This is a genomic window from Pseudomonas sp. AC239 (assembly GCF_979258545.1).
Genome location: NZ_OZ409864.1, coordinates 3,432,770 through 3,452,133, shown reverse-complemented (window position 1 = coordinate 3,452,133; position 19,364 = coordinate 3,432,770). Strand labels below are relative to the sequence as shown.

Annotated in this window: 20 protein-coding genes; 5 read left to right on the top strand and 15 right to left on the bottom strand. The window is 61.2% G+C overall.

Annotation, left to right across the window (positions count from 1 at the left end):
• Positions 1-246 precede the first annotated feature (246 nt).
• Together ACZ0AZ_RS15695 and ACZ0AZ_RS15690 are read right to left on the bottom strand one after the other, a co-directional pair.
• The gene (locus ACZ0AZ_RS15695; protein ID WP_463570782.1) at positions 247-1,158 is read right to left on the bottom strand and encodes a LysR family transcriptional regulator; all 912 of its coding nucleotides are present in this window, start codon (positions 1,156-1,158) and stop codon (positions 247-249) included.
• Between the two features lie 87 nt (positions 1,159-1,245).
• Positions 1,246-2,349 carry a hypothetical protein gene (locus ACZ0AZ_RS15690; RefSeq protein ID WP_463537695.1) on the bottom strand — a complete coding sequence of 368 codons (1,104 nt, stop codon included), beginning with the start codon at positions 2,347-2,349 and terminating at the stop codon, positions 1,246-1,248.
• A 19-nt stretch (positions 2,350-2,368) separates the two neighbouring features.
• On the opposite strand from ACZ0AZ_RS15690, the gene ACZ0AZ_RS15685 reads away from it, so the two are divergent.
• Positions 2,369-2,764, top strand: a complete 396-nt coding sequence (locus tag ACZ0AZ_RS15685; RefSeq protein ID WP_463537694.1) for a hypothetical protein — start codon at positions 2,369-2,371, stop codon at positions 2,762-2,764.
• Here ACZ0AZ_RS15685 and yiaY read toward each other — a convergent pair.
• Positions 2,725-3,873: an L-threonine dehydrogenase gene (gene yiaY / locus ACZ0AZ_RS15680; RefSeq protein WP_463537693.1), complete on the bottom strand. Its 1,149-nt coding sequence runs from the start codon at positions 3,871-3,873 to the stop codon at positions 2,725-2,727. The genes ACZ0AZ_RS15685 and yiaY overlap by 40 nt on opposite strands.
• 154 nt (positions 3,874-4,027) lie before the next feature.
• On the opposite strand from yiaY, the gene ACZ0AZ_RS15675 reads away from it, so the two are divergent.
• Positions 4,028-5,047 carry a DUF4917 family protein gene (locus ACZ0AZ_RS15675; protein ID WP_039762700.1) on the top strand — a complete coding sequence of 340 codons (1,020 nt, stop codon included), beginning with the start codon at positions 4,028-4,030 and terminating at the stop codon, positions 5,045-5,047.
• A 164-nt stretch (positions 5,048-5,211) separates the two neighbouring features.
• Here ACZ0AZ_RS15675 and ACZ0AZ_RS15670 read toward each other — a convergent pair whose 3' ends face one another.
• The 6 genes from ACZ0AZ_RS15670 to ACZ0AZ_RS15645 all read right to left on the bottom strand — a co-directional run bounded on the left by ACZ0AZ_RS15670 (position 5,212) and on the right by ACZ0AZ_RS15645 (position 9,893).
• The gene (locus tag ACZ0AZ_RS15670; RefSeq protein WP_039762698.1) at positions 5,212-5,556 is read right to left on the bottom strand and encodes a YegP family protein; all 345 of its coding nucleotides are present in this window, start codon (positions 5,554-5,556) and stop codon (positions 5,212-5,214) included.
• An 80-nt stretch (positions 5,557-5,636) separates the two neighbouring features.
• A complete protein-coding gene (locus ACZ0AZ_RS15665) occupies positions 5,637-6,218 on the bottom strand; it encodes a DJ-1/PfpI family protein (RefSeq protein ID WP_039762696.1) in 582 nt (193 codons plus the stop codon).
• Positions 6,219-6,387: 169 nt separating this feature from the next.
• The gene (locus tag ACZ0AZ_RS15660; protein WP_415763425.1) at positions 6,388-7,614 is read right to left on the bottom strand and encodes a class I SAM-dependent methyltransferase; all 1,227 of its coding nucleotides are present in this window, start codon (positions 7,612-7,614) and stop codon (positions 6,388-6,390) included.
• Positions 7,615-7,870: 256 nt separating this feature from the next.
• A complete protein-coding gene (locus ACZ0AZ_RS15655; RefSeq protein WP_463537692.1) occupies positions 7,871-8,488 on the bottom strand; it encodes a TPM domain-containing protein in 618 nt (205 codons plus the stop codon).
• A 33-nt stretch (positions 8,489-8,521) separates the two neighbouring features.
• Positions 8,522-9,271: a TPM domain-containing protein gene (locus tag ACZ0AZ_RS15650; protein WP_129998865.1), complete on the bottom strand. Its 750-nt coding sequence runs from the start codon at positions 9,269-9,271 to the stop codon at positions 8,522-8,524.
• Positions 9,272-9,284: 13 nt separating this feature from the next.
• A complete protein-coding gene (locus tag ACZ0AZ_RS15645) occupies positions 9,285-9,893 on the bottom strand; it encodes a LemA family protein (protein WP_325720121.1) in 609 nt (202 codons plus the stop codon).
• A 258-nt stretch (positions 9,894-10,151) separates the two neighbouring features.
• Here ACZ0AZ_RS15645 and bglX point away from each other — a divergent pair, with 258 nt between their 5' ends.
• Positions 10,152-12,443 carry a beta-glucosidase BglX gene (gene bglX, locus ACZ0AZ_RS15640; protein ID WP_463537691.1) on the top strand — a complete coding sequence of 764 codons (2,292 nt, stop codon included), beginning with the start codon at positions 10,152-10,154 and terminating at the stop codon, positions 12,441-12,443.
• Between the two features lie 141 nt (positions 12,444-12,584).
• Here the strand turns inward: bglX and ACZ0AZ_RS15635 are convergent, their stop codons facing one another.
• The 5 genes from ACZ0AZ_RS15635 to ACZ0AZ_RS15615 form a co-directional block, all read right to left on the bottom strand.
• Positions 12,585-13,742, bottom strand: coding sequence for a phospholipase D-like domain-containing protein (locus ACZ0AZ_RS15635; protein WP_039762686.1), 1,158 nt, complete (start codon positions 13,740-13,742; stop codon positions 12,585-12,587).
• A gap of 1 nt (position 13,743) precedes the next feature.
• Positions 13,744-14,334 (bottom strand): YceI family protein, encoded by a 591-nt coding sequence (locus tag ACZ0AZ_RS15630; protein WP_076566324.1) that lies wholly within the window; start codon positions 14,332-14,334, stop codon positions 13,744-13,746.
• Positions 14,335-14,504: 170 nt separating this feature from the next.
• A complete protein-coding gene (locus ACZ0AZ_RS15625; protein ID WP_129998861.1) occupies positions 14,505-14,801 on the bottom strand; it encodes an amidase in 297 nt (98 codons plus the stop codon).
• Positions 14,798-15,877, bottom strand: a complete 1,080-nt coding sequence (locus ACZ0AZ_RS15620; protein ID WP_463537690.1) for a serine hydrolase domain-containing protein — start codon at positions 15,875-15,877, stop codon at positions 14,798-14,800. The genes ACZ0AZ_RS15625 and ACZ0AZ_RS15620 overlap by 4 nt, the downstream gene beginning before the upstream one ends.
• Before the next feature lie 181 nt (positions 15,878-16,058).
• Positions 16,059-16,937 carry an acyl-CoA dehydrogenase middle domain-containing protein gene (locus ACZ0AZ_RS15615; RefSeq protein ID WP_463537689.1) on the bottom strand — a complete coding sequence of 293 codons (879 nt, stop codon included), beginning with the start codon at positions 16,935-16,937 and terminating at the stop codon, positions 16,059-16,061.
• A 153-nt stretch (positions 16,938-17,090) separates the two neighbouring features.
• Between ACZ0AZ_RS15615 and olsB the strand changes: the two genes are divergently transcribed.
• Together olsB and ACZ0AZ_RS15605 are read left to right on the top strand one after the other, a co-directional pair.
• Positions 17,091-17,846 (top strand): L-ornithine N(alpha)-acyltransferase, encoded by a 756-nt coding sequence (gene olsB / locus ACZ0AZ_RS15610; RefSeq protein ID WP_101158428.1) that lies wholly within the window; start codon positions 17,091-17,093, stop codon positions 17,844-17,846.
• Positions 17,846-18,637: a lysophospholipid acyltransferase family protein gene (locus ACZ0AZ_RS15605; RefSeq protein ID WP_463537688.1), complete on the top strand. Its 792-nt coding sequence runs from the start codon at positions 17,846-17,848 to the stop codon at positions 18,635-18,637. Before olsB ends, ACZ0AZ_RS15605 begins: the two co-directional genes overlap by 1 nt.
• Before the next feature lie 125 nt (positions 18,638-18,762).
• On the opposite strand, the gene ACZ0AZ_RS15600 is transcribed toward ACZ0AZ_RS15605, so the two are convergent.
• The gene (locus ACZ0AZ_RS15600; RefSeq protein ID WP_415763428.1) at positions 18,763-19,341 is read right to left on the bottom strand and encodes an acyl carrier protein phosphodiesterase; all 579 of its coding nucleotides are present in this window, start codon (positions 19,339-19,341) and stop codon (positions 18,763-18,765) included.
• Positions 19,342-19,364: the final 23 nt, after the last annotated feature.

Sequence of the window (19,364 nt, the reverse complement as noted above, 5' to 3'; positions counted from 1 at the left end):
GCGGGGTACCTCTTGTTCTTGGAATATGTCGCCAAGGCTAGAGGAACGATCGTCAGCGAATCCAGCCGTCACTCGGCAATGGGCGTTCGCGAAATGCGAATGCTTGAGCGATGTGGTGAATTCGAAGCCGCCTTCGCGGGCAAGCCCGCTCCCACAGGGTTCAAAGTCAGCCGCACAATTTGCATACACGCTGGAAACTGTGGGAGCGGGCTTGCCCGCGAAGAGGCCGGCCCATTCAATAGAGATTCAGGCGCCCTGCTCACGCAAATGCTCAAACAACATCCGGCTCACCGGTGACAACCCCGCCTCATCGCGCACCACCACAATCAGCGCGCGATCCGCCCACGCATCGGTCAGCGGCACCGCACGCAAGCCCAGTGCCTGACCAAACAACTCATAGGCTCGCTGCGGCAGAATGCCGATGCCCATGTTCGCCTGGACCATCCGGCACACCGCATCGAATCCCGGCACATGAATTCGGATGCGCAGGACTTTGCCCGCCTGCCGCGCCGCTGCATGGGTACGCATGTTGATCGAACTGGCCGCGTGCAAACCAACGTAGTCGCTGTCGAGGGTTTCATCGAAGGCCACCGATTCACGCGCAGCCAACGGATGCTCCGGGAGCATCACCACCACCAGTTTGTCCTGGCGATACAACGCGCTGTGCAGACCTTTGGTGTCGCTGTCGTCGGAGCAGATGCCGAGGTCCGCAACGCCGTCGAGCACGCCCTGAATCACCCCGGCGCTGGGCCGCTCTTCAAGGTCGGTCTTGACCTGGGGATGCCGCGCGGAGAAGTCGCGCAAGTCTTCGGGCAGAAACTGAATGATCGCCGAAAGATTGGCCAGCATGCGCACGTAACCACGCACACCGTGGCTGTGCTCGCCCAGTTCCAGGCCCATCTTTTCCACATTGAAGAGCATCTGCCGCGCGTGGTGCAGCAGGGTTTCACCGGCCGGCGTAAGGACCATGCCTTTGGCCTGGCGCACGAACAAAGCGATGCCCAACGCCTCCTCTAACTCCATCAGCCGCTTGCTCGCCGCCGAAACCGCAATGGCTTCGCGCGCAGCCGCACGGGTCAGGGTGCCCTCTTCGTGGACGGCGACGAACAGTTGCAGAGTGATCAGGTCGAGACGGCGGATCAGGCTTTTTTGCAGCATGCTGGGCTCGAAGGCAGAGGTTCATCCGAGCCGGCAGGATAGCCCGGTTTTACCTCTGCCTGCTCGATGTCCGATGGTCTTGCGCCGTTATGCGACAGCCGCGGTCAACAAGCGGACCAATTGTGCGCTGTCGTCCCTGCGCCCCAATACCAGGACTGAAGAGCCTTGCAGGCAAGCGTCGATGGCTGACCACGAAACGTCTCTCGAGCCCTCGACATCAAACGAATCATCCACTGCACCATCGACCAGAAAGCCTCCCGTCAACAAGCCCCGTGCGCTGCCCGAGGTCTGGCCGACTGCAACGATCCGTTTGCCGGCGATGTCGTCCAGCGCAAACCCTGCCGTCCATTGCCTGAGATCCAGTAGCTGTGTCGCTGGGGTGATCACAGGATTTTTGCTATTGAACGTTTCGTCCAGCTCACCGGTATGGTTGATACCACTGATGAACGCATGTTGCAGTTTCGTGCCTTCCGTTGACTCGACCGCCGAACCGAGCAGCAGCAAGCGCTCTGCCGTTTGCTCAATGATCTGCTCCACGCGGCTTTCGAGCGGGTGGCCATCGCGCTGAAGGTTCAATAGCAGTACGCCCTTGTCGCCGAACGCTTCTGCAACTTTCCCGTTGTGGTCGAATGCCATGACCAGCCCCTGATTGGTGATTTCGGTTTTGCCATGCAGCAAAATCAGTCCATCGTCGAGCTGGATGATCCCGGACAACGAAATGGCCACGCCTGGCAGCGACAGGGGCAGCCAACCGTTGCTGGCGAACGATAAATCGTCCGAGCCATCGAGATTGAACCGCGTCAACAGGCCACTGCCCTTTTGCGCGGTCACGAACAGCAGCCTGTCCGGCTGCGCAAGCTGCGGATCGGATTTGGCCAGCAGCAGTTGCCCCTGCGTGGCCCCAAAGAGTGCCGGAATTCGCATGGGCACAATCCGGTAGCCATTCCTGTCGCCGCCGAAATCAATGTCCGGCGAGCCATCGGACAGAAACCGGGCGATGACTTGCTGGTATTCAAGCGTCTTGTCTTTGACCACGCCAATCACACCGCACATCCAGAACCGTCCGAGCGCATCAACGATCAACGGCCCGCCTTGCGTGAGCGAGCCTGTGCCGAACTGGCCGCTGAGATATCCGCCTTCGCCGAAAGCCGGATCCGGATTTCCATCGGCATCCAGCCGCGCAAGGCGCATCACGTCTGCATGGAGTGACGTGCGCGAATACGAGGTGCGACTGCGGCCCGAGATCGACGTCCCGGGCGTTGTCGAACCGATTGAGGGCGCGCAGGTCGATACGCCGCTGATGTTTTCAGGAGATGTCACGCGAGCCGAGGGTTTCGTCAGTATTTTCGATCTGGACACTGGCCTGGAGATTGCCAGAGCAGCGGTCGAAAGCGACCGGAAATGGCAAACCCCGGCTGCACCCTCCCTGGCGGTCGGGCAATACCGGATATCCGCTGTCCACAACATCGCCGGCCAGGTTTCAGATTGGGGCCGTGTGCGGACATTTGCCGTGGTCGCAGAAGCAAGCGAAGGACTGTTCGACTTCGCTCGCCTGCGCGCTTTCATTCAAAACGCATTGCGAAAAATCTCTTCGATCTGGCGCTGATCCGCCGCCCGCGGATTGGTCAGTCCGCAGGCGTCCTTCAAGGCGTTGGCGGCGAGCACCGGGATGTCGCTGAGCTTGGCGCCCAACTCGCGCAGTCCGCCGGGAATCTCGACATCTTTGGCCAGACTGCGAATGGCATTGATCGCCGCTTGGGCGCCCTCTTCCGCGCTGTAACCGCGAATGTCCGCGCCCATGGCGTGGGCGACGTCCCGCAGGCGATCAGCACAGACCTGCGCATTGAAACTCTGCACATGCGGCAACAGCACGGCGTTACAGACGCCGTGAGGCAAGTCGTAGTAACCGCCGAGTTGATGCGCCATGGCGTGGACAAATCCAAGCGAGGCGTTGTTGAACGCCATGCCGGCGAGGAACTGCGCGTAAGCCATGTTCTCCCGCGCCGCCAGGTCGCTGCCGTCGCGCACGGCCAGGCGCAGGTTGCTGCTGATCAGGCTCATGGCCTTCAAAGCGCAGGCGTCGGTGATCGGATTGGCGGCGGTCGAGACATAGGCTTCGATGGCGTGGGTCAGCGCGTCCATGCCGGTGGCGGCGGTCAGGCCTTTGGGCATGGCGACCATCAATTCAGGGTCGTTGACCGACAGCAGCGGCGTGACGTTGCGGTCGACGATGGCCATTTTCACGTGGCGCGATTCGTCGGTGATGATGCAGAAGCGCGTCATCTCGCTGGCAGTACCGGCGGTGGTATTGATCGCAACCAGCGGCAGTTGCGGCTTGCTCGAACGGTCGACACCTTCGTAATCGCCGATCCGCCCGCCATTGGTCGCGCACAGGGCAATGCCCTTGGCGCAATCGTGCGGCGAGCCGCCGCCCAGCGACACAATGAAATCGCAACGGCTTTCCTTCAACAGCCCCAGACCTGATTCGACATTGGCTGTGCTCGGGTTGGGTTTGGCACCGTCGAAGATCACCGAATCGATGTCCTGCATCGCCAGTTTCTCGGCGATCATCGCGGCGACGCCGGCCTTGGCCAGCCCGGCGTCGGTGACGATCAATGCCTTGTGAAAACCGTAATTGCGGATGGCAAGCATGGCTTCGTCGAGGCAGCCGCTGCCCATGATGTTGACCGCCGGAATGAAGAAGGTGCTGCTCATCGTATGTCTCCTGACTGGAGCCGGATCGACTGCCTCGATTCGGCGGATTCACACAGGATCGACCGATCGGTCACAAGCAATGTTGATCTGGCTCAATGTCCGCTCGTGATAAAGTCGCCGTCCATCTGCCCTTTGTTTTGAGATCGCCCAAGCAATGACCGATTTTCTCAATGTCGATGCCACCCTCGAAGACTGGAGTGCCCTGCGCGCCACGACCGCTTTCAGCGGTTTGCTGGTGGGCAACGGCGCCAGTCGCGCGGTATGGGATGACTTCGGCTACGACTCGCTGTTCGAAAACGCCCGTACGGTCGAAGAGAAACCGCTGAGCCCATCGGAACTGGCGGTGTTCGATGCGCTGCAAACCCGCAGCTTCGAGCAAGTGCTGGGCGCCTTGAAAACCACCAGCCGGGTCAACAAGGCGCTGGCGGTGAGCTCGGCGGCGCCGCGCAATCGCTATTACGCGATCAAGGAAGCACTGATCAACACCGTGCACGCGGTGCACATCCCGTGGCGGCTGGTCCAGCCTTCGACTCTGGCGGTGCTCAATGCTGAACTGGCACGCTACCGCACGGTGTTCACCACCAACTACGACTTGCTCAACCATTGGGCGCTGCAACACCCGGGCGAAGCCATCGACGACCTGTTCAATGGCGCGGACGCGAGTTTCGATCTGAGCCAGAGCGCCACCGACAAACCGCGTCTGCTGTACCTGCACGGTGGTCTGCATCTGGTGCGCAATCAGGACGGCACCGCACGCAAACTGACCTCGACCGAAGGCACCCTGCTCGGCAGCTTCGCCATCAACAACACGATCAAGACGCTGGATGATGTGCCACTGTTCGTCACCGAAGGGCCAAGTGCGGACAAGCTGAAGACCATCCGCAGCTCGGATTATCTGTCGTTCTGCTACGAGCAGTTACTGGCCCACGATAACAGCCTGTGCATCTTCGGCCACGCGCTGGGCGAGCAGGATGCGCACCTGGTGCGGGCGTTGCGCCTCGCCAGACCGAAGTGCGTGGCGATCTCGATCTACCCGCGCAGTGCCGCGTTCATCCAGCATCAGAAGCGTCACTACGCCAAGGTGTTTGAAGGCACCGGGGTTGAGTTGCGGTTCTTTGATGCCAAGAGTCATGCGCTGGGTGATCCGAAATTGTCGGTACCGGTTGAGGTTTGATATTGGCCGGGCTGACGCCTTCGCGAGCAGGCTCGCTCCCTCATTGGAATGCGGTCACCTGTGGGAGCGAGCCTGCTCGCGAAGACGGCCTGTCAGCCAATACAAAAGGTGACTGGAACACCGCTTTCGCGAGCAGGCTCGCTCCCACAGGTTGATGTCGGATTTCAGAGGACAGGCAGGGTCTTGTCCTTGATGGTTTTCGTCGGGCCGTTGGCCTTCACGCTGGCGATGCCCTTGTCACACGCGCCATCCGATGAATACGACTCGCTGCTGCCGATGATCTGGTGATTGGCTGCCTTCAGGTTGAAATACGGGTGACCATCCTTCGTCGCTTTTTTTTCGTAACGCTCAGCCAGCGGGCTGTTGGTCTGAACCGATGCGATACCACCGTCGGCACCGGCGCGGGTGCTATACAGCTCACTGGTCAGAATCGTTTCGGCGTTCGCCGCTTTCAACACGAACCTGAACTGGCCGTTGCTGCTTTTGCTCACTTCGTACCATCCGGACATGTCTGTTTCTCCTGGGGGCGATTGAGAGATTTCGCGCTTCAGAGTAAAGACCAGCGTCTGCGATCTGTCGCCTGCCTCGACTACAAGGTGATTTTCGTACCGAGCAGACCGAGGAAACCGGCCAGCCATTTAGGATGCGCCGGCCACGCCGGAGCGGTGGCGAAATTTCCCTGAACATGGCCGTCGGTCACCGGAATGTCGATGTAGGTGCCGCCCGCCAGACGTACTTCCGGGGCGCAGGCCGGATACGCGCTGCATTCACGCCCCTCAAGCACCCCCGCTGCCGCGAGCAGTTGCGCACCATGGCAGACCGCTGCGATGGGCTTGCCGGCGTTGTCGAACGCGCGCACCAGTTCGAGGACTTTGTCGTTCAGCCGCAGGTATTCCGGCGCACGACCGCCGGGAATCAGCAGCGCGTCGTAATCGGCTTCGCTGGCCTTGGCGAAATCGAAATTGAGGGCGAACAGATGACCGGGTTTTTCGCTGTAGGTCTGATCACCTTCAAAATCATGAATCGCCGTGCGCACGGTGCTGCCGGCGGACTTGTCCGGGCACACGGCGTGGACCGTGTGGCCGACCATCTGCAAGGCCTGGAACGGCACCATCACTTCGTAGTCTTCGACGTAATCGCCGACCAGCATCAGAATCTTTTTCGCGGCCATGGGAATACTCCTCGGGGAAATGACTGGGAGTATTCAAGGTAGACCCAAATTGAGCTGCAAGCTGCAAGCTTCAAGCTCAAGAAAAAACAAGATCACCCAAATCAGGCACACCAGCGTCATGCTTCAACTTGCAGCTTGCAGCTTGCCGCTTGAAGCTTGCAGCTGCCTGTTAAGGCATATAGCCGTCAGCGCGCAGCAGGCTTTCCAGGCAGTGTTCGCTGATGTGGTAGAAGGCCTTGAGCTCTGCGATCTTCGCCAACAACTGCGCTGGATTAACGGGCTCGGCGCGTTTCACCGCCAGAATCATCTTGTTCTTGTTGGTGTGTTCCAGCGAGATGAATTCAAACACCTTGGTCTCGTAACCACAGGCTTCGAGGAACAACGCGCGCAAGCTATCGGTGACCATTTCCGCCTGTTGGCCAAGGTGCAAGCCGTATTGCAGCATCGGCTTGAGCAGCGCCGGGCTCTGGATCTGCAGGCGGATCTGTTTGTGGCAGCACGGCGAGCACATGATGATCGACGCTCCCGAGCGGATGCCGGTGTGGATCGCGTAATCGGTGGCGATGTCGCAGGCATGCAGGGCGATCATCACGTCCAGTTCGCTCGGCGCCACGGTGCGCACGTCACCGCACTTGAACACCAGCCCCGGATGCTCGAGCTTGGCCGCTGCGGTGTTGCACAGGTTGACCATTTCTTCGCGCAGCTCGACGCCGGTGACTTCGCCCTCGGCCTTCAGCGTGTTGCGCAGGTAGTCGTGAATGGCGAACGTCAGGTAGCCCTTGCCCGAACCGAAATCGGCGACCCGCACCGGTTTGTCCAGCGCCAGCGGCGACGAGGTCAGGGCATGGCTGAACACTTCGATGAACTTGTTGATTTGCTTCCACTTGCGCGACATCGCCGGGATCAGCTCGTGTTGCGCATTGGTCACGCCGAGGTCCTTGAGGAACGGGCGGCTCAGTTCGAGAAAGCGGTTTTTCTCGCGGTTGTGCTCGGCGGACGGCGCTTCGCGCAATTGCTGAGGTTTGCTCTTGAACAGCGAACTCTTGCCCTTTTTGCTGTATTCCAGCTGTGCTTCGTCGGTCAGCGCCAGTAAATGCGCATTTTTGAACGAGGTCGGTAGCAGAGCGGCAATCAGCGCCACGCCCTCGTCAAGCGGCAGGTTCTTGGTGATGTCGCGGGTCTTGTAGCGATAAACGAAGGACAGACACGGCTGCGCCTTGACCGTTACCGGTTTGATGATGACCCGCTGCAGATCTGCCTCTTCACCGACGTACTTGGCCAGCACCAGTTTGATGAAACCGTTGTCGCCGAGGCTGGTTTGCAGCAGCTCGATGAACTGGGCGTGGTGATCGGCGGCCGGTTTGGCGGACGGCGCGGAAGAAGCGGAAACGGACATGGACAAGCGGCCTCGGACGGGCGGAATCGGGAATGGCGGGTATTTTAGGGGGGATGGGGGTTGGGGACATCCTCTTATTTACCCAACGGCAAAATCCATGACACCGACCTTTGTGGCGAGGGGATTTATCCCCGATGGGGCGCGAAGCGGCCCTCTGTGTTCGGCCCGTCAAACCACGCGCGCAGGTGTTGCGACTGCTACGCAGCCGATCGGGGATAAATCCCCTCGCCACACAGGCCAAATATGCGCGACTGCTTCAGCCCAACACCACCAACCGATTCGGCAACTCGTTCCTCACCTGCGTCACCGGCACGTGCACCTTCAACAACTCGCCACACGCCTCCACACACGTGACAAACCCTTCAAGCGTGCGCCCCTGCCTGACCTGTTCGGTAAACGCCGCGACAATCGCGTCCCAATTGCTGTTATCCAGCCGTTTGGAAATCCCGTCGTCCACCAGAATCTCCACATAACGCTCAGCCTCGCAGACAAAAATCAGCACGCCGGTGCTGCCCACGGTGTGGTGCAGGTTCTGTTCGAGAAACTGCCGCCGCGCCAGGTTGGAGGCGCGCCAGTGGCGCACACGGCGCGGCACCAGATGGGTGGTGATCTTCGGCAGACGAAACAGCAGGCACAGGACGATGAACATGCCCCATTGCACCAGCAGCAGGCTGCGCAGGGTCAGCCAGCCGGTGAGGTAGTGGACGATGCCCGGCAACACCAGCGCCAGCAGGCTGGCCCAGAGCAGCGGGATGTACGCGTAGTCATCGGCGCGGGCAGCGAGCACCGTGACCAGTTCGGCGTCGGTGTCGCGTTCGACCCGGGCGATGGCCTCGGCGACTTTGCGTTGTTCGTGTTCAGTCAGTAATGCCATGTCGAAAAGTGCCTGCTCATTATTCTTTTGATCTCACCAGCCGCCGGACGAACCGCCGCCGCCGAAACTGCCCCCGCCACCGCTGAAGCCACCGCCTCCGCTACCAAAGCCGCCGCCACCGCCGAAACCGCCCCCTCCTCCGGAGCCGCCCCGGCCGGCAGGCAGGATACCGAGCATCTGGCAGACAAACACCGTCAGGATGAACAACATCACCAGAAACATGAACAGCGCCGGATGCCGCGAGATGAAATCATCCGCCGGGTCGCCGCTGGATTCGTACACGGTCGACGGCTCATCGAGCGGATTGCCACCAAGCACCACCAGCATCGCCGCAACGCCATCGCTGATGCCTTTGCTGAAGTTGCCGGCCTTGAACGCCGGGGTGATGACCTGATGAATGATCACCGACGACTGCGCATCGGTCAGGCGATCTTCCAGGCCATAGCCGACTTCGATGCGCAGTTTGCGCTCGTCACGGGCGACGATCAGCAAGGCGCCGTTGTTCTTGTCCTTCTGACCGATGCCCCAGTGCCGACCGAGCTGAACGCCGAAATCCTCGATGGTGGTGCCCTGCAGATCCGGCAGCGTGACCACCACCAATTGCTCGCCGGTGGCCTGCTCGTGCGCCTGCAATTGCTGGCTCAGTTGCGCGCGAATCGATGGCTCGAGCATTTGCGCCTGATCGACCACGCGCCCGCTCAGCGGCGGAAACGTCAATTCGGCCCGGGCGCTGACGGCGAACAGCCAGAGCATCAGCACCAGGCCCAGTTTCAACACACGCATGGGCAACCTCGAATCAGAATTTCACTTCCGGGGCCTTCTCCGCGCCGGGCGTGGTGGCTTCGAAGGTCTCGCGCATCGGCAGATCGCTGTACATCACGCTGTGCCACAGGCGACCGGGGAAGGTGCGGATCTCGGTGTTGTACTTCTGCACCGCCAGAATGAAATCGCGACGCGCCACGGCAATGCGGTTTTCCGTGCCTTCAAGTTGCGATTGCAGAGCGAGGAAGTTCTGGTTGGCCTTCAGATCCGGGTAGCGCTCGGAGACCACCATCAAGCGGCTCAATGCGCCGGTCAGTTGATCCTGCGCCTGCTGGAACTGCTTGAGCTTCTCGGGATTGTCGAGGGTGCTGGCATCGACCTGAATCGAGGTGGCCTTGGCTCGCGCCTCAATCACAGCAGTCAGGGTTTCCTGTTCGTGGGCCGCATAGCCCTTCACGGTTTCCACCAGATTGGGAATCAGGTCGGCGCGGCGCTGGTACTGGTTCTGCACCTGGCCCCAGGCGGCTTTCGCCTGTTCATCAAGGGTCGGGATATTGTTGATGCCGCACGCGGTCAACAGCGTGGCGCACACCAGCAACGTGGCGACTTGTAGCCGTGAACGGTAGGTTGGGCTGATATTCATTGCAGTGATGCTCCATGACACATTGGATTTAAAAACCGAGCGCTGGGCATTCCCGGCCAGCGGTTGGGGCATAATCGGCGCCGCCACTGGCATGCGACGGGTTAATCGGCTAAAAAGTGCCCTTCGCGTTCACGTTGCCGCTGTCGGCTGCGGTTTTCCGGCTCAGAATTTTGCGCCGGCACCCGAACAACAATAGTCGCTCCCTATATTTTGGCTGGCCGGTGTTGCATCACCGTTTGGGCCCTTGAGAAAAAATTCATGAAGAAGCTGTGTTTGCTGGGTCTGTTCGTCAGCCTGGCCAGTCATCAGGTACTGGCCGCCACGACCCCGGTACCTTTGGAAAACAAGGACGCTTTCATCAGCAACCTGATGAAACAAATGACCCTCGACGAGAAGATCGGCCAGTTGCGCCTGATCAGCATCGGCCCGGAAATGCCCCGTGAGCTGATCCGCAAGGAAATCGCCGCCGGCAACATCGGCGGCACGTTCAACTCGATCACCCGCCCGGAAAACCGTCCGATGCAGGACGCGGCCATGCGCAGTCGCCTGAAGATTCCGATGTTTTTCGCGTACGACGTGATCCATGGTCACCGTACGATTTTCCCGATTCCACTGGCCCTCGCATCGAGCTGGGACATGGATGCCATCGGCCAGTCCGGTCGCGTTGCGGCTAAAGAGGCCGCCGCCGACAGCCTCGACATCACTTTCGCGCCGATGGTCGACATCTCCCGTGACCCGCGCTGGGGCCGCAGCTCCGAAGGTTTTGGCGAAGACACCTACCTGACCTCGCGCATCGCCAAAGTCATGGTCAAGGCCTATCAGGGCGAGACCCCGAGCGCCGCCGATAGCATCATGGCCAGCGTCAAGCACTTCGCGCTGTACGGCGCGGTCGAGGGCGGTCGCGACTACAACACCGTCGACATGAGCCCGGTGAAGATGTACCAGGATTACCTGCCGCCCTACCGCGCCGCGATCGATGCCGGCGCTGGCGGTGTGATGGTGGCGTTGAATTCGATCAACGGCATTCCGGCCACGGCCAACACCTGGCTGATGAATGATCTGCTGCGCAAGGACTGGGGCTTCAAAGGCCTGGCGGTCAGCGATCACGGTGCGATCTTCGAACTGATCAAGCACGGCGTCGCCCGCGACGGTCGCGAAGCGGCGAAGCTGGCGATCAAGGCCGGCATCGACATGAGCATGAACGACACCCTCTACGGCAAAGAGCTGCCGGGGCTGCTCAAGTCTGGCGAGATCGAACAGAAAGACATCGATAACGCCGTGCGCGAAGTGCTCGCGGCCAAGTACGACATGGGCTTGTTCAAGGACCCGTACCTGCGCATCGGCAAGGCCGAAGACGACCCGGTCGACACCTACGCCGATAGCCGCCTGCACCGCGCCGAGGCCCGCGAAGTGGCGCGGCGCAGTCTGGTGCTGCTGAAGAATCAGAACGAAACCCTGCCGCTGAAGAAAGACGCGAAAATCGCGCTGGTCGGTCCATTGGCAAAAGCGCCGATCGACATGATGGGCAGTTGGGCCGCCGCCGGACGTCCAGCGCAATCGGTCACTTTGTTCGATGGCATGCGTTCGGTGATCGGCGACAAGGCCAACCTGATCTATGCCCGTGGCGCCAACATCACGGACGACAAGAAGGTCCTCGACTACCTGAACTTCCTCAACTTCGATGCCCCGGAAGTGGTCGATGACCCGCGCCCGGCGAACGTGCTGATCGACGAAGCGGTGAAAGCGGCGAAGGATGCTGACGTGATCGTCGCGGCTGTCGGCGAGTCCCGTGGCATGTCCCACGAATCCTCGAGCCGCACTGACCTGAACATCCCGGAAACCCAGCGCGAATTGATCCGCGCGCTCAAAGCCACTGGCAAACCGCTGGTGCTGGTGTTGATGAACGGCCGCCCGCTGACGATTCTCGAAGAGAACCAGTCGGCCGACGCGATTCTGGAAACCTGGTTCAGCGGCACCGAGGGCGGCAACGCCATCGCCGACGTGCTGTTCGGCGACTACAACCCGTCGGGCAAACTGCCGGTGACCTTCCCGCGTTCCGTGGGCCAGATCCCGACCTACTACAACCACCTGAGCATTGGCCGGCCGTTCACACCGGGCAAACCGGGCAACTACACCTCGCAGTATTTCGATGACACCACCGGTCCGCTGTTCCCGTTCGGCTATGGCCTGAGCTACACCACCTTCGCCCTGAGCGATATGGCGCTGTCATCGACCACCCTGAACGCCAGCGGCAAGCTCGACGCCAGCGTCATGGTCAAGAACACCGGCAAGCGTGACGGCGAAACCGTGGTGCAGCTGTACATCCAGGACGTCACCGGCTCGATGATCCGTCCGGTGAAAGAACTGAAGAACTTCCAGAAGATCATGCTCAAGGCCGGCGAACAGAAAGTCGTGCACTTCACCATCACCGAGGAAGACCTGAAGTTTTACAACGCCCAGCTCAAATACGCCGCCGAGCCTGGCAAGTTCAACGTACAGATCGGCCTGGACTCGCAGGCGGTGACGCAGCAGAGTTTTGAATTGCTGTAACCGCAACAACACCGCAAACCCCCTGTGGGAGCGAGCCTGCTCGCGAAAGCGGTCATTCAGCTAAACAATTGCTGACTGACACACCGCTTTCGCGAGCAGGCTCGCTCCCACCTTGGATTCAGGGTGTATTCAAAATCGTGGTTATCCGCGTCTATCTAGAATATTCACCACCAACCGATCCACCCAGCCCCACACGCGCTGCTTGACCCGCCGCCACAACGGTCGGCGCTGCCATTCCTCCAGACTCACCAGCTGACTCAAGCCGAAATCCTTCACAAAGCTCGCCTCCACCGCTGCCGTCAGCGCCGGGTCCAGCGCTTCCAGATTCGCCTCCAGATTGAAACGCAGATTCCAGTGATCGAAGTTGCACGAACCGATGCTTACCCATTCGTCCACCAGAACCATTTTCAGGTGCAGGAAGCACGGCTGGTATTCGAAGATCTGCACGCCAGCCTTGAGCAGGCGCGGATAATAGCGATGCCCGGCGTAGCGCACTGAAGGGTGATCGGTGCGCGGCCCGGTCAGCAGCAGCCGTACATCGACGCCGCGTGCAGCGGCCTTGCGCAGCGAGCGGCGGATTTGCCAGGTTGGCAGAAAGTACGGCGTAGCCATCCAGATGCGTTGCTGGCCGCTGTTCAAGGCGCGGAACAGTGACTGCAGAATGTCGCGGTGCTGTCGGGCGTCGGCGTAAGCCACGCGGCCCATGCCCTCGCCCTTGTCCGGCACACGCGGCAGGCGCGGCAGACCGAAATGCGCGGCTGGGCGCCAGGCGCGGCGGTAACGGTTGGCGATCCACTGCCGGTCAAACAGCAATTGCCAATCGATCACCAACGGGCCGCTGATCTCGACCATGACTTCGTGCCACTCGCTGACATCATGACCGGGCGTCCAGAATTCATCGGTCACACCCGTGCCGCCTACCACTGCCAGGCATTGATCGACCAGCAGCAACTTGCGGTGATCACGATAGAAATTGCCGACCCAGCGCCGCCAGCTCAGGCGATTGTAGAAACGCAGCTCGACCCCGGCCTGCGTCAGGCGCTGGCGCAGATGCAGCGTGAACGCGAGGCTGCCGTAATCATCGAACAGGCAACGCACGCGCACGCCGCGCTCGGCCGCCGCGACCAGTGCCTGCACGATGGCTTCGGCGCAGGCACCGGCCTCGACCAGATACAGCTCCAGTTCGATTTGCTCTTTTGCCCCGGCAATGTGCTCGAGCATGCGCGGAAAGAACTGCGGGCCGTCGATCAACAGTTCGAAACGGTTGCCGTCACGCCAGGGGAACACCGCACCGCGCATGTCAGCGCGCCGTGAAAATCAGCACCGCACCCACCGGCACCGACAGACTGATGGCCGAGAGATCGGCGAGTTTGCGCAGGCTTTCCAGACCCGGCGCCAGATCGAAATCCTCGGCATTGATCACCAGCGGCTCCAGCGTGACCACTTGAAAGCGCCGATCATCCAGACGCGTGGCGAGCAACTCGGCCGGGTATTCGTGCTGCTTGCCGTGCAGGCTGACGGTCAGCGGCAGGCGCAATTCCAGCTGCGCGCCGGAGGCCAGATCGTTGATCGGGCGCAGGTCGATCTGGGTGGTGATGGTCGCTGCGGGAAACTGCTCGATCTGGAACAGCTCCTTGCGCATGCGCTCATCGCGCAGCGGAATACCGCTGTTGATCGATTCGAGCTCGACTTCGACCTCGGCACGACCGTTGGGATCGACCTTGCCGTGCAGCACCAGAAAGCGCTGCACTTCCGACACGCTGGCGTTCTTGGTGCTGACGAACGACAGCCGCGACGACTCGCCGTCCAGATACCAATTGGCCTGGGCCGGCAGTGCCGCGGCGGTCAACAGCAGACTGGCGAAGGTTGTATAGAGGGAGCGGTTGAACATTGAACACTCGTGGGGGCGATAAACCTGCACGAACCTTAACCGCCCGCCAAGTTATTGCAAGCCCTGTGGGAACGAGCCTGCTCGCGAATGCAATGCTCGCCGCACAGCATGTATTGCGGCTTGCGACGATTTCGCGAGCAGGCTCGCTCCCACAGGGGAGACCAGATAATTCAAGGATTCAGGCGACAGCCCTGGCGTTCGCTCAGCCATTGCGCGCTGTTACTGCGGCCCATACCGCTGACGGTGATGGTTTTGCTGGAAACATCATCGGTAAAACCGCTGGTTGGCAGCCATTGCTTTACATAACCACGGCAATACCCGGCATCGTTGTTCATCACATACCGGCACGAGCAATATTCCTTGGCGGTGTAGGCGCTGATGATGTCCGGGAACGCCCAGAGATTCTCCCGTTCATACCAACCCCAGCCGAGCAGCACGATCAGCAGCAACAATAGAAAGCGCTTCATGGCCGCACCGCCTGCAAGACGCGTTTGAGCAATTCGTTGTGCTTATAGCTGCCATCACGATCATCGCCGTAACGCACGATCACCAGCTTTTCACTGGGCATCACGTACAACGCCTGGCCCCAATGGCCGAGGGCGGCGAAGGTGTCGGGTGGGGCGTCGGGCCATGGTGATGGTGCGCCATCGACTGGCCGATTGAGCCACCAATGGCCGCCGGGCACGGCTTCGTCCTGCTGCGCCTTGTAGCCGGCAAAGGGCTTGAGATTGAATGCCACCCAATCCTCGGGCAGTAACTGCCGATCGTTCCAGCGCCCGCCGCGCGCCATCAGCAGGCCCACCCGCGCCAGATCCCGCGCGGTGAGATAGGCATAGGACGAGGCGACGAAAGTGCCGCTGGCATCGCTTTCCCAAACGGCATGCCGAATGCCTAACGGCTCGAACAATGCTGTCCACGGATAATCGGCATAACGCTGCGGGCCGACCATGCTTTTCAGGGCGGCGGCGAGCAGATTGCTGTCACCGCTGGAATAACGAAAAGCCTGACCCGCTGGGGCGTAACTGTCGTGTGCGGCGGCGAACGCGGCCATGTCGCGATGGCCGCGGGTGTAGAGCATTGCCACCACCGAGGATTTCAGCGGCGCGTATTCGTAGTCCTCCTGCCAATCCAGACCGGAGGCCCAGTTGAGCAGATGGCCGAGGGTGATCGCCGGGTGTTTGTCCAGCGCCGGGTAGAACTTCAGCGCCGGATCGTCGAGCTTGAACAGGCCTTCGCCGTATGCCACGCCGAGGAGCGTGGCCAGCAGGCTTTTGCTGATTGACCAGGTCAGGTGCGGAGTCTGTGCAGTGGTCGGAGCGGCGTAGCGTTCGTAGAGAATCTGGCCGTCGCGGATGATCAGCAAGGCGTCGGTGCGGATGCCTTCGCGGGTGGCGTCGTTGCGGGGCGCGAAGGCGTAGGCTTCCAGCGCATCGACGGCCGGGCCGGCGATCTGCGGGGCGGTCGGCCATTGCTCGCCGGGCCATTGTTCGGCGTGGGCGGTGAGGCTGATCAGCAGCAGGAACAGGGACAGGCCTTTGAACATGGTTGAGGCTCTGGGAATGAACCTGCTGAGCCTAGTCGGAGCTCATGACAAATTTTAGATGTTGGTCGTCCATGAAATTGCCATCGCTGGCAAGCCAGCTCCCACAGGGGTCCCAAGTGAACGCACATTTCATGAACACCTTTAAAACCTGTGGGAGCGGGCTTGCCCGCGATGAGGCCAGTCAGGCCAACGCAAGAGCCTTGGCCAAGCGCTTGGCCCGGGCCCCTGCAGCCAACTGCATCACGCCTTGATCACGCTGCCACATCGCCGCACACGCAGGATTACCCTGCAACAACGCCTGATCTACCTCGGTCTTGAGGGATTCAAACTGCGCAAACAACCCACCCAACAGCACATGTCCGGCCGGATTGCTCGGCGCTTGCCGGCTGGCCTCGGCGCACCCGGCCAGCAGCGCCAGCAAACGCAATTGCAGGGCCTGCGGCCAATTGCTGTCCTGGCCGATGCCGTACAGCCACGCGGTCATGGCGCTGAGCACGTAGACATCCTCAAGACTGCGAAACGGTTTGACGTAGGCGTCCCAGCCATCGCCAGCGAGCAGCTCGCACAGGGCGCCGTCGAGGTGCAGGCGGCCGTGGCTGATGTCCGGCATCAGCGGCAACGCCGGTAGTTTTTCCACCTTCACGCCGGGCTCGCCGGGATACACCACCGCCAGACTCAGGCGCGGTGTTTCGCCCGGCTCCTCACTACGTGCCGCCACCAGCAGCCAGTCGGCGGCATCGCCGGCGGTGACGAAATCCTTGCGTCCGCTCAGGCGCAAATCCCTCAGCCGCGTGTGCATATCGGCCGGGCGCAGGCTGCGCTGTTCGGTTGCGCACAAGGCACCGAGGCTCAGCGGCGCGCTCGGCCACAACATGCGCAGCGCCGCCTGATAACCAACCAGAAACGCCAGCCCCGGCGTGGCCATCCGCCGCCCGCCGGCCACCGCCAATTCGAACGGCGTGACGTTGCCCAGCGTCTGCAACAGCGTCGCAAAGCCCTCGGCCAGATCGGCAACGGCGGGCAAGCGTTCACGGCGGTGCAGCAGATCTGTCCAAGGCATGGGCGCCTCCTTGTGGGCTGTCATATAAGCATCACCGAACGTTCATGGCGATGACACCGGGGCTACATAGCCTGACTTTGCACAACACGGCTGCATAAAGAAAGTCGATCGGCTGCAACCCACGACGGGTTAAAGGCCCGTACGGAGATTCACATGACGCAAATCGCCCGCATCAGCGACACCGGCAATGAACGCCGCCTGCAAGCCGAACGCCTGATCGGCGCACAAGCCTTGCAGCAAGCCCAGGCCCTGCGCTTCGCCGTCTTCAGTGGCGAATTCAACGCCAAACTGAAAGGCGCGGAACTGGGTCTGGACATGGATGATTATGATGTTCACTGCAGCCACATCGGCGTGCGTGATCTGAACACCGGGCGTCTGGTAGCGACCACGCGTCTGCTCGATCACACCGCCGCCAGCAGCCTCGGCAAGTTCTACAGTGAAGAGGAATTCAGCCTGCATGGCCTGGCGCATCTGCAAGGCCCGATCCTGGAAATCGGCCGCACCTGCGTCGATCCGGCGTACCGCAACGGCGGCACCATCGCCGTGCTCTGGGGTGAATTGGCCGAAGTGCTCAATCAGGGCGGCTACAGCTACCTGATGGGTTGCGCGAGCATCCCGATGCAGGACGGCGGCATTCAGGCCCACGCGATCATGCAGCGTCTGCGCGAGCGTTACCTGTGCACCGAACATCTGCGCGCCGAGCCGAAAAATCCGCTGCCGACGCTGGATATCCCGTCCAACGTCATCGCCGAAATGCCGCCGCTGCTCAAGGCCTACATGCGCCTCGGTGCGAAGATCTGCGGCGAGCCGTGCTGGGACGAAGACTTCCAGGTCGCCGACGTGTTCATCCTGCTCAAGCGCGACGAACTCTGCCCGCGCTACGCCAAGCACTTCAAGGCGGCCGTGTAATGAGCCGGTTGCGGGTGTACGCGCGAATCGCGCGAGTGCTGCTGGTGGTGACGCTGGGGCTGACCATGGCCAGCGTTTTCGGCGTGTTCGAACGCCTCGGTCTGGCCCATTCGATGGAGCGGCGCCAGCGCTGGTCGCGCTTCTTCATGGCGCGGCTGAGCAATGCCCTGCCGTTTCGCGTGAGCGTCCATGGCGAGCTGCCAAAACAGCCGATGCTGTGGGTCAGCAATCACATCTCGTGGACCGACATTCCGCTGCTGGGCATGCTCACGCCGCTGTCGTTTCTGTCCAAGGCCGAGGTGCGCACCTGGCCGGTGGCCGGCTGGCTCGCGGCCAAGGCCGGCAGCCTGTTCATCCGCCGTGGGTCGGGCGACAGCCAGTTGATCCGCAAGCAGATGACCCGCCATCTGCAAACCGAACATGCGCTGCTGATGTTCCCCGAAGGTACCACCACCGATGGCCGTTCGCTGCGCACTTTTCATGGCCGACTGCTGTCGGCGGCGATCGATTCGGAGGTGATGCTGCAACCGGTGGCGATCCGTTATCTGCGTGACGGCGAAATCGACACGCTCGCACCGTTCATTGGTGACGATGACCTACTCTCGCACCTGATGCGCCTGTTCAGCCATGACTGCGGCGACGTCGAAGTGCATCTGCTCAAGCCGATTGAATGCCAGGGCCGCGAACGTGCCGCGCTGGCGTTCGAAGCGCAGCAGGCGGTGCAGAAGGTGTTGTTTGGATCGATTCCGGAAACCCGACAATCGCCCATGCGCCCGGCAATCGCTGCCTGAAACACAAATGCCAAAATCACCTTGGCCCCCTGTGGGAGCGGGCTTGCCCGCGAAAGCGGTCGATCAATCAACATCAAAGTTGAATGTGCCGAAGCTATCGCTGGCAAGCCAGCTCCCACAGGAATTCAGGTTGTATGTGATTGCACTGCAAAATCCTGCAGTTGCGGGTAAAACAGGCTGAAATCTTCACTCAACGGTTCATACAAGCGTCGCAACTCCGCCATCGCCCCGGCCAATTCCTCGGGTCTGGTCAGCCGTCGCGAGATCCCGCGCAACACCTGTTCCAGCACCTCGAATTCGCGATACGAGCCCAGCCAGTCGTTGGCGACCATGTGCGGGGCGATCTTTGCCAGCCGTTCCGGCAACTGTCGTTCGCGGGACAGCACCTGATAGACGTCTGCGGTGAACTGCTCCAGCGGTCGGTCGGCATACAGCGGCCAGTCTCGCGCCAGGCAGTGATCGAAAAACACATCGAGGACGATTCCGGCGTAACGCCGCCGCGTTTCGGTAAAGCGGCCCAAAGCGATGTCGACCAAGGGATGCCGATCAGTGAACACATCGATGCGCCGATGCAGCGCGATCGCCGCCTCCACTTCCGGGTCGAATTGGCCTTGCAGCCGACCTTTGACGAAGTCGCCATACAGGCTGCCGAGTAACTGACCGGGGCGCTGGCCGCCGAGATGCAAGTGCGCGAGATAGTTCATGGGCGCAGCTTAGCACCGCGTCC